This window comes from Rhizobium sp. 01T437 (assembly GCF_056398505.1).
Genome location: NZ_JBFTPM010000033.1, coordinates 1 through 12,018, shown reverse-complemented (window position 1 = coordinate 12,018; position 12,018 = coordinate 1). Strand labels below are relative to the sequence as shown.

The 12,018-nt window shown below is 59.7% G+C and carries 13 protein-coding genes and 3 pseudogenes; 8 read left to right on the top strand and 8 right to left on the bottom strand.

Annotated features, from left to right (window positions below):
• Window positions 1-19: 19 nt before the first annotated feature.
• Together AC1DM5_RS33870 and AC1DM5_RS33865 are read right to left on the bottom strand one after the other, a co-directional pair.
• Window positions 20-1,654 carry an ABC transporter substrate-binding protein gene (locus AC1DM5_RS33870; RefSeq protein ID WP_477823618.1) on the bottom strand — a complete coding sequence of 545 codons (1,635 nt, stop codon included), beginning with the start codon at window positions 1,652-1,654 and terminating at the stop codon, window positions 20-22.
• 170 nt (window positions 1,655-1,824) lie between these two features.
• On the bottom strand, window positions 1,825-2,538 hold the full coding sequence (locus AC1DM5_RS33865; protein WP_477976743.1) for an HAD family hydrolase: 714 nt from the start codon (window positions 2,536-2,538) through the stop codon (window positions 1,825-1,827).
• 84 nt (window positions 2,539-2,622) lie between these two features.
• Here AC1DM5_RS33865 and AC1DM5_RS33860 point away from each other — a divergent pair, with 84 nt between their 5' ends.
• On the top strand, window positions 2,623-3,561 hold the full coding sequence (locus AC1DM5_RS33860) for a sugar-binding transcriptional regulator (protein ID WP_310380540.1): 939 nt from the start codon (window positions 2,623-2,625) through the stop codon (window positions 3,559-3,561).
• Window positions 3,562-3,883: 322 nt separating this feature from the next.
• Window positions 3,884-4,209 (top strand): annotated as a pseudogene (locus AC1DM5_RS33855) (IS21 family transposase); the annotation flags it as partial.
• Between the two features lie 76 nt (window positions 4,210-4,285).
• On the opposite strand, the gene AC1DM5_RS33850 reads toward AC1DM5_RS33855, so the two are convergent.
• The 3 genes and pseudogenes from AC1DM5_RS33850 to AC1DM5_RS33840 all read right to left on the bottom strand — a co-directional run bounded on the left by AC1DM5_RS33850 (window position 4,286) and on the right by AC1DM5_RS33840 (window position 5,087).
• Window positions 4,286-4,579 (bottom strand): type II toxin-antitoxin system RelE/ParE family toxin, encoded by a 294-nt coding sequence (locus AC1DM5_RS33850; protein ID WP_477823616.1) that lies wholly within the window; start codon window positions 4,577-4,579, stop codon window positions 4,286-4,288.
• Window positions 4,576-4,854 (bottom strand): annotated as a pseudogene (locus AC1DM5_RS33845) (type II toxin-antitoxin system RelB/DinJ family antitoxin); the annotation flags it as partial. The pseudogene AC1DM5_RS33845 and the gene AC1DM5_RS33850, both read right to left, overlap by 4 nt.
• Window positions 4,851-5,087: a hypothetical protein gene (locus AC1DM5_RS33840; RefSeq protein ID WP_477823615.1), complete on the bottom strand. Its 237-nt coding sequence runs from the start codon at window positions 5,085-5,087 to the stop codon at window positions 4,851-4,853. The gene AC1DM5_RS33840 and the pseudogene AC1DM5_RS33845, both read right to left, overlap by 4 nt.
• 359 nt (window positions 5,088-5,446) lie before the next feature.
• On the opposite strand from AC1DM5_RS33840, the gene AC1DM5_RS33835 reads away from it, so the two are divergent.
• The 6 genes and pseudogenes from AC1DM5_RS33835 to AC1DM5_RS33810 all read left to right on the top strand — a co-directional run.
• Entirely contained in the window at window positions 5,447-6,340 is an 894-nt protein-coding gene (locus tag AC1DM5_RS33835) for a LysR family transcriptional regulator (protein WP_477823614.1), read from the top strand.
• A 269-nt stretch (window positions 6,341-6,609) separates the two neighbouring features.
• Entirely contained in the window at window positions 6,610-6,987 is a 378-nt protein-coding gene (locus AC1DM5_RS33830) for a DUF1330 domain-containing protein (protein WP_477823613.1), read from the top strand.
• A gap of 79 nt (window positions 6,988-7,066) precedes the next feature.
• Window positions 7,067-8,131 carry an alpha/beta hydrolase gene (locus tag AC1DM5_RS33825; RefSeq protein ID WP_477823612.1) on the top strand — a complete coding sequence of 355 codons (1,065 nt, stop codon included), beginning with the start codon at window positions 7,067-7,069 and terminating at the stop codon, window positions 8,129-8,131.
• 181 nt (window positions 8,132-8,312) lie between these two features.
• On the top strand, window positions 8,313-9,164 hold the full coding sequence (locus AC1DM5_RS33820) for an SDR family oxidoreductase (RefSeq protein WP_477823611.1): 852 nt from the start codon (window positions 8,313-8,315) through the stop codon (window positions 9,162-9,164).
• 38 nt (window positions 9,165-9,202) lie between these two features.
• Complete coding sequence (locus tag AC1DM5_RS33815; RefSeq protein WP_477976741.1) at window positions 9,203-10,345, top strand: aldo/keto reductase; 1,143 nt, start codon at window positions 9,203-9,205, stop codon at window positions 10,343-10,345.
• A 19-nt stretch (window positions 10,346-10,364) separates the two neighbouring features.
• Window positions 10,365-10,517 (top strand): annotated as a pseudogene (locus tag AC1DM5_RS33810) (NmrA/HSCARG family protein); the annotation flags it as partial.
• Between the two features lie 312 nt (window positions 10,518-10,829).
• On the opposite strand, the gene AC1DM5_RS33805 reads toward AC1DM5_RS33810, so the two are convergent.
• The 3 genes from AC1DM5_RS33805 to AC1DM5_RS33795 form a co-directional block, all read right to left on the bottom strand.
• Window positions 10,830-11,420, bottom strand: coding sequence for a type II toxin-antitoxin system VapC family toxin (locus tag AC1DM5_RS33805; RefSeq protein ID WP_477976739.1), 591 nt, complete (start codon window positions 11,418-11,420; stop codon window positions 10,830-10,832).
• Entirely contained in the window at window positions 11,410-11,706 is a 297-nt protein-coding gene (locus AC1DM5_RS33800; protein WP_477823608.1) for a hypothetical protein, read from the bottom strand. The genes AC1DM5_RS33805 and AC1DM5_RS33800 overlap by 11 nt, the downstream gene beginning before the upstream one ends.
• 54 nt (window positions 11,707-11,760) lie before the next feature.
• A partial coding sequence (locus AC1DM5_RS33795; protein WP_477823607.1) for a LysR substrate-binding domain-containing protein occupies window positions 11,761-12,018 on the bottom strand: 258 nt, incomplete at its 5' end.

Here is a 12,018-nt window from a genome sequence, read left to right as displayed (position 1 = left end):
GACCGGAGTGAGGAGCCGATCAGATCGACCAGTTGGTGGCGCGGAAGTCCATGGCGAAGGCCGGAGCGGCCTTCCACTTCAGCGACGACTTCATGCCGGTGAAGACGGCGTTCTGGTGCAGAACCTGATAGACCGGGTCTTCGCGCTCGGCGATTTCCAGCATGCGGGCAATCGCCTTTTTGCGCTGCGCCCGGTCGGTGGAGGTTTCCATGACGACGGCGAGCTTGTTCATCTCCTCGTTCGTCCAGTCCTTCTTCTGCTGCACTTCGCCGTTCGGGCCGAACTGCACGACCATCGGCGTGATCGGGTCGTTGATCGAGTTGCCAGCCGACCAGTCGCGCACGCCCTTGATGCCCTGGGGGTCGTGGATCTGCGCCCAGTTTTCCTTCATCTCGATCTCGACGTTGAGGCCGACCTGCTTCCACATCTCGACCATGATCTGGCCGTTGGCTGTCTGGTTCGTGTAGTAGTTGTTGAGCAGGCGGTAGGGGATCGCATCGCCCTTGTAATTGGCCTGCTTCAGGAGGTCCTTGGCGAGATTGGGATCGTAGGCCGGGGGCGCCCAGCCATCGATGAACATGTCACCGTTGCGGAAGGATTCGAACTGCAGGCCGGCCGGGATGACCGTCTTGCCGGCCCAGAGCGCATCGACGATCGCCTGGCGGTCGATGGCATGGGTCATGGCACGGCGAACCAGCGGGTTGGCGAGGATCTCGTTCTGCGTGTTGAAGACCGAAATGCGGTGGTTCCAGATCGTCGAGTTCTGGATCTCGTAGCCCGGAGCGGCCTGAACGGCGGCGATCTGATCCGGCGGCAGGTCGCAGGCGAAGTCGTATTCGCCAGACAAGAGGCCGTTGACGCGCGAGGCGACTTCCGGAACTTCCACGAAGCGGATCTGCTCGAGCGGCGGGCGGCCGCCCCAATATTCGTCGAAGGCGACGAGCGTCAGCGAAACGTCCGGCTTGTACTCGCCGACCATGTAGGGGCCGGTCGTGATCGGCTTGCGCGACCATTCGGTGAAGCTTGCGGCCTCATCCCAGGCGCGGCGGTTGGTGATCTGGCTGCCGCCGGAATAGAGGCGCCCTTCCAGCGTCACGTCAGGCGTCGTGTTGTGCAGGCGCACGGTGTATTTGTCGACGATCTCGATGCCGGCGAGCGCCGGCCACAGGCGACGTCCGACGCCGGGAACGGTTGCCGGCAGTTCCTTGGCGGTCGCAGGCTTGTGGTCGGCTTCGAAAATGGTCTTGCCGCCGGCGGGCTCCGTGTTGCCGAACACGCGCTCCTTGGAGAAGGAGAAGGCGACGTCCTCGGCGGTCATTTCATCGCCGTTGTGGAACTTGACGCCCTGGCGCAGCTTCAGCTCGAGCGTCTTGTCGTCGATACGCTTCCACTCGGTGGCAAGACCCGGAACCGGACCCTGATTGCCCATCCAGTCACGCAGGATCAGGCCTTCCCAGAGGTTGGGGAAGAAGATGCGCTCACCGACGTTGGACTGCTCGTGATAGACGTCGAGCGAGTTGTTGTTGGTGATCTTCTGCACCGCGATGGTGATGGACGGGCGCTTGCCCTGGCTGAAAGCGAGGCGCGGCAGAACGAGCGTGCCGGCGGTGGCGCCGATAAGGCTGAGCGCGCCGCGTCGATTGATCGAAATCATCGGAAACTCCTTGTGTCTTGACCGACGAGCCCCCGCTCGTGGTCTGTGTTGTTAAAATCAGCTAGATGTCGCCGGATTGACGGCTTCATGAATTTTTCAATAAAGGCGCCCGTCGCGGATGCCGCGAAGAGCCGTTCCAGCGCGTGAGGCAAGGCCCCCGCGCGACGAGATCAGCCGGCGACAGGAACCACCGGTTTGCTTGCAGGCGAAGCGGCGGTTCCCGCCGAAAACGCTTCGAGCGCGCGCGCCAGTTCGCCCGCTCCCTCCACCGTTTGCAGAGCGCCTGCCGCCTTCAGCGCCTCGTGCCGTCCGCTGCGCGGATCGGCCGGATCGACGAAGCCGATCGCCGCCATGCCGGCCGCCACGGCACCCGTAATCCCGAGCGTGCTGTCGTCGATGACAAGGCAGCGGTGCGGCGCCACGGCGAGATTTTCGGAGCAGAGAAGGAAAAGGTCAGGCGCAGGCTTGGGCCTCGCCACCATCTCGGCGCTGTAGATATGCGGGGCAAATTCCGTCCACAGATCCAGAAGACCGAGGCTGCGGCGCAGCCTCTCCATGTCGCTGTTGGACGCGACGCATTTGCGCTGCTTCACATTCCGCACCAGCTCTTCCATGCCGGCCATCGGCCGCAGCGAACGGGGAAACTCCGCGTAGAGCGCGCTTTTGGCATCGGCGAAGACACGGTCCGGATCGGCAAGGCCGAGTTCCTCGCGACAGAGGCGGCCGGCCGCCTCCCCCGAAAGACCGGTGAAGCGACGGTGGACCTCAGCGTGGCTCAAGGGAACGCCGGCGCGCTGCAGGGCCTGCGCCAGCGTGCCGCTCGCCATCGGCTCGCTGTCGATCAATACGCCGTCGCAATTGAAGATCAGAAGTTCTATCGTCATGCAGACGGCATTACGTTACATATGTTACACCAATGTGAAATATGTAACGCCAAGGCATTTAGGGCACATTTGGGATGGGGATTGATGGAATCGCATGAACTGAAAATCCGGGCGGCCTGGCTCTATCACGTGGAGGGGCTGACGCAGGCGCAGATCGCCGAGCGCATGTACCTCACCCGTCGCCGGGTGAACGAGTTCCTGGCCGCAGCCCTTGAGGAAGGCATCGTCAGGGTGAGCTTCGCCTCGCCGCTTGCCGCCGGCATGGAGCTGGAATCGCGCCTGCAGGAACGTTTCGGCCTGGAGGCGGCAGTCGTCGTGCCCACCCCTGCCGATCCGCAGCTTCTGCACCAGGCGCTCGGCCGCGGCGCAGCCGCCTATCTCGACCGGCTGATCCAGGCCCGCAAGCCCCGCTCCATCGGGGTCGGCTGGGGCGCGACGCTGCGCGAGACCGTCACCAACATGACGCCGGCAAGCGAGCCCGGGATCGAGCTGCGCTCGATGATGGGCGGGCTGACACGCGGCTCGGAGATCAACACGTTCGAGATCGTGCGCGCCTTCGCGCAGGTCCTGAAGGCGCAATGCCACTATTTCGCGGCACCGATCTATGCCGAGAGCCCGCAATCGCGCGAGGCGATCATCACGCAATCGGTCTTCGAGCGCATCTTCCGCCAGACCTGCGAAGTGGATATTTCCTACCTGAGCGTCGGCGACGTGACCAGGCAATCCCTGCAGGTGCGCTACGGCCTGCCGGCCGGAACCGACGTCGGTGACCTCATCGCCGTCGGCGCCGTCGGCGACCTGCTCGGCCGCTATATCGATGCCGAGGGCCGCCCCGTCGCCCACCCGCTGAACGCACAGGTGCTAGCCCCCGACCTCACCGACTACCGCAAGATCCCCTGCCGCATCGTCGCCTCGGGCGGCATCCACAAACACGCCATCCTCACCGCCACCGTACGCGCCGGACTCGCAACCGCGCTGATCACGGATGAGGAGAGCGCAAGGGCGTTGCTGGCGGGCGGATGAGGTGAGGTGCGTGCCTGCGTCTATGGGAGGCGACCGGCCGGCGCGCAGGATTTGAGGATGGGAGGTGGAATGTGGGACGTGTGCCCTTCCACCCCTTCGGCCGCACGTCCCCGAATGTTGTCGCAAATGCCACCAACCGGAAGGCGCTACGGCGCCGACAGTTTTGGCCCAATGGGGATGTCGCGCACCCCAGAAGCCGCTGCATCGAGAGAAGAACCTGCACGTGCCGAGGCGACACAAGACTATACAAACATGGAATTTCGTCAGGCGGCCAAAATAGGCACCCATTCCTTTTGGGGATGGGTACTGGGAAGCGAGGTGGATTTACGAGGAGGTCCGAGCACTCGGTTACGACGGCAGTTATGATGCGGTCCGGCGTTATGCCAAGACCTGGACGAAGAACCGCGAAGCTGTGACGGCGGAGCCTATGTGCCGCTCTATTAGGCGCCAGGTGAAGCTTACCAGTTCGATTGGAGCCACGAGATCATTCTGATCAACGGCGTAACGACGACCGTGAAGGTCGCGCATGTTCGGTTCTGCCACAGCCGGATGATGTTTGTGCGGGCCTATATGCACGAGAGCCAGGAGATGGTGTTCGACGCGCATGACAGGGCCTTTGCCTTCTTCCGTGGCACCTGCACGCGCGGCTAAGGTAAGCGCCCTTAAATAAGCGGCATCAATTGGAGCGCTTGATGGGGATCGGACAGATGAGCCGCATCTTGCATTACTCGGAATTCAGCTCGGCCGGCCACATCTGCGCACCATGCAAAATTCGCAGAACCCTTATTCTGTCGGCCATGATTACATAGGCCGCAATGTACGGCGTACGGGCAATTACGAGTTCTCGGGTTCCGGCAATGCGACCCGGCCTGCCGCTTTCGGGGAATTCGAGAAGGCGACGCACACTCCTTCCGATCTCTTCGTCAATGTGGGCCGCCACGCGAGGGTTTTCCCCTTCAATGCAGCTGAAGATGGCATCGCGATCACCAAGCGCAAATTGCGCCCAAACCAGCTTCATTCGCCACGCGCCTCAGCTTTGCGAAGAGCCGCCGCCCGCCGCTCGCGAAATCGTGCTTCGGCATCATCGTCATCGACATCAGGGCGCTTATCCTCTAGCGCCTCTAAGACCTTTTCCCGAAACCAAGAATCGTAAGCCGCGCTGTGGCTGACGAGTTCCATCGGAATCGTGCCTTCATTTGCTGTGCGGGTTAAAAGAATTCGTACAGCATCCGAAACTGTCAGCCCCATGCTTTCAAGAACCGCCGTGGCGCGTTCTTTTACATCCGCGTCTAGCGGTCAAGAAGAAGACCGTGCAAGCGGCCACGCCCGCTATTAAGGGGAATGTCTTTGAACAACCGCGATATGAGGCGCGGTCGCAATCCTTGCCTCTCATCGATGAGGAGGAATGACATCCTCTTTATTTCGATCGTGATCACGCCTGCATTGTCATGGCGACGATAACTCCGCGAATCGATCGCATGGAATCCGTTTTCCACCGCCCAGGCGGCTATCATATCCGCGTTCATCAAGGTCCTGCTCTAGGAGATGCGGACGTGGTGTCCCCAGCTGTCCCGGCCGTGCAAATCGCTTTTGCAGTCCTACGGGTACCGCAACTGGAACGCTCTAAGCCAGCCAAATCCGTCCAAGATTCCAGTTCCCACATAGGTGTTGCTAGAAAGACTCGCAGCAATCGGCACGACCCAGCCGTGCCCCGCCCATTTGGTGCTCTTGAATGGATCGAACCGCTAACCCGGAGATTGCTAACCGACCGGTGATCTCCACCCCGCCATCAAAAGAAAAACTCAAACCATTTAGCCGCGGCGGCATTTACTGCACGCTTCTGCCACCGCTAGTATCAGTCTGAATTTAGAAATGGGATTGATAAATGCGAAAAGGCGACTTTAGCGACCTGGCGGTGTTCATAGCCGTCGCCGAGGAAGGTAGCTTTACGCGCGCCGCCGCGAAGCTGGGATTGTCCCAGTCGGCCCTGAGCTACGCAGTCCGTATGCTCGAGGAGCGCCTCAAAGTCCGATTGCTGTCGCGGACAACGCGAAGCCTGTCGCTGACCGATGCCGGGGAACGATTGCTGAATGGCCTCAGGCCCGCCTTCGATCACATCGACGGTGAACTCGCGGCCCTGACTGCGCTGCACGACAAACCCGCCGGAACGATCCGCATCACGACCTTTCGGCATGCGGCCAAAACGGTGCTCTGGCCTGCCCTGGCTAAGCTCCTTCCGGACTATCCAGACATCTCGGTCGAAATCAATCTGGAAGAAGGACTGACCGATATAGTAGCGGGTCGGTTCGATGCCGGCATCCGACTGGGGGAGCAGGTCCAGAAAGACATGGTGGCGGTCAAGGTCGGCCCGGATCTGCGGATGGCCGTGGTGGGTTCGCCATCCTACTTCGCCAAGCACAAAGCACCGGAAACGCCTCGCGACCTTGGTGACCATCGATGCGCCAGCTATCGCCAGACGACAGGCGGCGGCCTCTTTGCTTGGGAGTTCGAGCGCGACGGTGTTGAGCTCGAGGTCAGGGTGAACGGACCACTCATTCTCAACGACGGAGAAATGCTAGAAGCCGCCGCCCTCGACGGGCTGGCACTGGCCTGCACGTTCGAAAGTCAGGTCTCCCACCATATCGCAGCAGGACGACTCGTCCGGGTCCTGGAGGATTGGTGCCCTCCTTTCGCTGGCTACCATCTCTATTATCCGAGCAGACGCCAACACACGCCGGCATTCGCCGTCCTGCTCGAAGCGCTTCGCCATAAGGGATAGTGGCCCCGCGCCATTTTGCCGTCCGTTTCAGATAAGCTGTTCTCGTGGCGCGCACCTTGAGAGATGAATGGGATTTATCTCTCCCGTTTCTAGCTTCATGCAGATTATGCCGTCTAATCGCGTAGATCGGTCGCAGCTACATTCCTCTTCATGAAAGCCGGGGAGCGCCGCCGGGTTTCTCATCACGCTATTGGTTTCCCCGATGGGTGCGATCCACCTGATCGCGCCGATGGAGAAACATGGCCAATTGACAGAAGAGGACATCTACCATGAAGAAACTCATCATTGGCACTGCCAGCGTTATAGCGATTGCTCTTGGCTCGACTGGCCACGCAGAGGTTGCACAGGCACCTGGCTATATGATCGCCAACTACACGATCAAGAATCAGGCCGGCTTCAAAAAATACATGGAGGAGGCTGGCCCATTGGCTCCGAAGTTCGGCGGAAAAATCATCGTCTTCAATCTGAATGCGACCGCGGTTGAAGGCAATCCGCAGTCCGTCATGGCCATCGCCGAGTTCCCGAGCGTTGCCGACGCCCAACGGTTCTACAATTCTCCCGAATACACGGCGGCACGCAAGTTCCGCATCGATTCGACCGAAGGTTCGGTCGTGATCACCGAAGGCTTTGTCCAGCCCAAACAGTGACGGCAAACGGTGTGGACCCGGATCCCGAGCGCCCCTCCATTTCCCGTCAAATACCACATTTATCGAAAAGGAGCCTGAAATGGGCAATCCGAATGACAGCACCCTTCAGCAAGACGGTGCAACGTCGAGCAGTCGCCGGCAGCTTTTGAAAGCCGGCGCGGCACTCGCCACCCTTCCCCTCATGGCCGCCACCACTGCAAGTGTGCAGGCCGCAGACGCGAACGTGACAACAACCATGACCGACACGAAATCCGAAGAATTCATCAACGGCATGGCCGACCTGATGGCCCACTCGACCCGCACCCCGATTCTGCGCTGGCCGCATGAATACGGCATGGAGTTCGAGGAAATCTACTTCCCCGCACTGGATGGTGTGACGATCGAAGGCTGGTTCATTCCCGCCGATTCAGATCGGCTGGTCATCTGCAATCATCCCATGCCCTGCAATCGTTACGGCTATCCGGGTCACTTGGAGCCTTGGACGAACTTCGGCGGCTTCGAGGTGAACTTCCTGCCCGAATACAAGGTCCTGCACGATGCGGGCTACAACATCATCGCCTATGACATGCGAAACCACGGCCGCAGCGGCACGGGAAGCGGCGGCATTAACGGTCACGGCATCCTGGAATACCGCGATGTCGTCGGCTCCATGCACTACGCCAAATCCAGACCTGACACCAAAGACATGAAAACGGTTCTCTACAGCCGCTGCCTTGGTGCAAACGCGACTATCGTCGGTATGGAGAAGCACCCGCAAGAGTTCGAGCACATCAAGGCGTTGATCGCGCTGCAGCCAGTCTCGCCGAGCGTGTTCGTCCAGACCGCAGTCGAAAACCAGAAGATCGAAAATGGTCTCGAACGCTTCGACGTTGCGTTCCACAAGCGGACCGGATTTCATCTCGCCGACGTCTGGCCGATGGAATATGCCAGGGCGGTTACCCTGCCGACGCTTGTCGCCCAGGTCCGCAATGATTTCCTGACCAAGCCGTCCAATGTCCAGGAAATCTATGACACCCTGTCGTCGAAGGACAAGAAGCTGTTCTGGATCGAAGGAACAGACCAGCGTTTCCAGGGCTACAACTACTTCGGCCAGAACCCACAGCTCGTGCTCGATTGGTTTGGCACGCACGTCAACGCCGTTTGACCGTTCTTCGCCTTCCAAAGAGACGTATCGGAGCAACGCCTGGCAGCCGAGGAATCGCTGCCGGGCGTTGTCGTCAAAGAGCGATTTAGAAATCCCCTTTCTAAGTACATGCAGATAATACCGCCTAATCAGCACTCTGCTCGTGGCCTATCTTGCCTTCAAACAATGAAGGAATGTGAATATGAGCAACGTATGGATGATCACCGGTGCCGGGCGTGGCATGGGGTTGGATTTCGCAAAGGCTGCTCTGGCGGCGGGTCACAAGGTGGTTGCGACTGGTCGCGATCCTGAGAAGGTGGCCAGGGCCATTGGACAATCTGCAGATTTGCTTGTCGTCAAACTCGACGTGAACCAGCCCGAGGATGCCGAGCAGGCGGTGAAATCCGTGGTCGAGCGCTTTGGCCGCATCGATGTGCTTGTCAACAACGCCGCGAGTTTCTTCGCTGGATATTTCGAAGAACTAACTCCCGCCCAGATGGACATGCAGCTGATGACGAGCCTCATCGGTCCGATGAACGTCTCGCGCGCCGTCCTTCCCGTCATGCGTAAACAGCGCGCAGGAAGAATCATCTCGATATCGTCGAGTGCGGGTTTCGGCGGCTTCGAGTTCGGAAGCGCCTATGCCGCTTCCAAGTTCGCCCTCGAAGGATGGATGGAGTCGGTCCAAGCCGAGGTCGCGCCATTCGGCATTCAGACCATGATCGTCAATCCGGGTTTCTTCCGCACCGAACTCCTGACGGAAGAGTCGACCAATTACGCGGTCCCATCGATCGAGGATTATGCCGAGCGGCGAACACAACAGTTGGACTTCTGGAAGTCCTACAATGGCAAGCAATCCGGCGACCCCGCCAAGCTTGCCCAGGCTTTGCTGACACTCACCAATTTGGACGAACTGCCAGCCCGATTCATCGCAGGTGCAGATGCCATCGGAACCGCGGAACAGAAGATTGCGACCCTCCAGATACAGATCGACGCCCATCGACAACTCTCAACCTCGCTGGGTTTCGACGAGGTTAGCGTCCCAGGCAACTGATCGCCCCTTCGTGAGGCCGCGAGAACCAGGAGAAGATCATGCACAAAACAAACGAACCGACCGGATCGAGCGCAGAAAACTGTTCGGCGCTGAAACGCCGAGACTTTCTGGTGACTGCCGCCCTTGTCGGCGCAGCATTGCCTCTGGGGTCAATTGCGTGGGCCACAACATCTGAGCAGGTAAAGGAAACCAATATGAAGGCGCGCAGACTCGGAACGCTCGAAGTCTCGGAAATCGGCGCGGGTGCCATGAGCATCAGCGCCAATTATGGCCCTCCCGCGGACATTGTCCAAGGCATCGAGACGCTGCGCACAGCGCATGACAACGGCGTCACCTTCTTCGACACCGCCGAAGTCTACGGTCCCTACACCAGTGAAGAAYTTGTCGGCCAAGCACTTGCGCCCATCCGGGACCAGGTGAGGATCGCCACGAAATTCGGTTTTGCCATCGACGGCACGATCGGGCTGAACAGTCGGCCCGAACACATCAAAAAGGTCGCCGAGGCCTCGTTGAGGCGCCTCAAGACCGATCGTATCGATCTGCTCTACCAGCACCGCGTCGATCCGACTGTGCCGATCGAAGACGTCGCGGGTGCTGTCAAGGAGCTGATCCAGGACGGAAAGGTCTTGCATTTCGGGCTTTCGGAGCCAAGCGCGAAGACGATCCGGTTGGCCCATGCTATCCAGCCCGTCGCCGCCGTGCAGACCGAATATTCCATGATGGAAAGAAGCCCGGAAACCAATGGTGTGCTCACTGCCTGCGAGGAACTTGGCATCGGCTTCGTTCCGTGGGGTCCGGTGGGAATGGGTTACCTCACCGGAAAGATGGATTGCAACACCAAGCTGGATCCCAAGACGGATCTGCGCACGACCTTCGAGCGGTTCACCCCCGAAAACCTTGCAGCGAACATGCCGATCGTCGATTTTCTGAAGACGTACGCCAGGATAAAAGGCGCGACGCCTTCACAGATCGCACTTGCATGGCTGCTGGCACAGAAGCCGTTCATCGTTCCGATCCCGGGCACGCGCAACGTCGATCACCTCAACGAAAACCTCGGCGCGCTTCGCGTGGAACTGACGGCTGGAGACCTTGGCGAGATCGACGCGGCCCTCTCAAAGATCACCATACATGGTGGCCGCATGAACGCCATGCAGATGGAGCTGGTGGACGTCTCTGCCTAGCCGCAGGACGCGGGTCAAGTGGACTGCCTATCAGATGCGCCTGATGGCCGAGCGCTATGTCAGCGATGGCACGATCCCGGAGGCCGGCGACGTCGAACGTTTGACGAAAATCCTGGGCCGCCAGCTGCATTCTTACCGCGACTTCGCGATCGAGACCGCCTCCAGATCCTGATGCCAGGTCAACCTCCCAACGACCAGGCTCTGATTTCGACAGAACTCTAAACAGGGCGACCTCTTGGGGGCGCCCTGCCCTTCAGAGGAGGAAAAGCCATGGCTGCGCTTACCAATCAGAGCTCTTCAGTAGCCCTTCCAAGCGAAAATTGCAGCGTAGAGCCAGATCCAATATGAGGATAGTGACTTTGGCACGCCTTCACAAAACGTATAAAAGCCTGTGTGTACTGCGGATGGCTGATATCTGTTACCGACGCCCGACCCAGTTGCTCCAGTTCCTCCAGAATACCGACAGAAGGCGGGAGTTCGGCGTTCATGATGATCGCGGCCCCAGCGGAGTTCGATAGAGGATGACGCGACCGCCCGGTATGATCTGGGAAAGGAAATCAAAGTCCCAGACGTTGCCAGTAAGCACCCTCGCACCCAGCTGCCGCGCCTGCAGGAAAACAATGGCGTCATTGACGAAGCGGCGCTCATGTCCCTCCCCCTTTGGCAGGTTGCTCAAGCGAAACAGCAGACCCGCCAACACGCCGGCCTGTCCCCAGATGGCTGCATCTGGAGCGTGAAGTCGGTGTTCCGGAATGTCTTCTACGGTCGCCGCGATCGTTTCGAGGACCCCTTTTGTAGAGGCAAGCTTTGGGTCCAGCCGGCCGAAGGCATGGGTCAGCTCAGACAGGCAGACTGCCGAGTGGTGGCATAGGCGATATGTAAGCAGCGTATCGACCTCCACGGGCGAGCGCCCTTGAAGCACATCCAGATAGACGCTGGTATCCAGGAACAGAGGCCCTCCGATTTGCGGCTCGTCAGCAGCCCATGAGAGAGCTTCGTCGGGCCTCCGTTCGAGCGTTCCCACGTGCTTTCCGGGCTTTAGCGATCGGAGGGTTTCGGAGAGATCAAATCCCAAGATCGATATCCGTCGGGATGCTGCCCTTGCGGCCCACCAGACGTGCACCAAAGTCATCTTCAAGAGCCAGCCGGGAAAGCGCCAATTCCAGCAGCTCAGTGTCGGAGGTGACATGAGCGCGCTTCTTGGCCGCCTCGATCAACTCCGAGGACACTCGTCCCGACAAGCGGGTATTCTTCGCCGTGCCAAGGAGACCGACGGCCTTCGCTTGCTCGAGCACGAGCTTATTGCGGTTCAACGCGACCAATGCTTCGCTTTCCGCAGCAGTTCGTGGTTGGGTACCCATAGGTTTCTCCTTTGTTGAACAGAATATAGACTGCGTTGAACAGGAAGGCAAGGTTTAACAGTGGATGGCGAGTTGGGATTCACGCCATCGTTGTGAACCACCGGATCGACGGGCGGCGGTCGGATCTTCCCTGTCCCAAGCGACATCAAGCCCGATCTTGAAATCGACGCCTTTGACTTTCTTCAGCTCAAAGCCGCGGTTCGGCAGATCCTGCGTCCATTCCGGCACGAAGCCGATGCCAAGACCGGCGGAGACGAGCGACACCAGCGAGAAGGTGTCGTCGCAGGTATAGGCGACATTGTCGGTCAGATC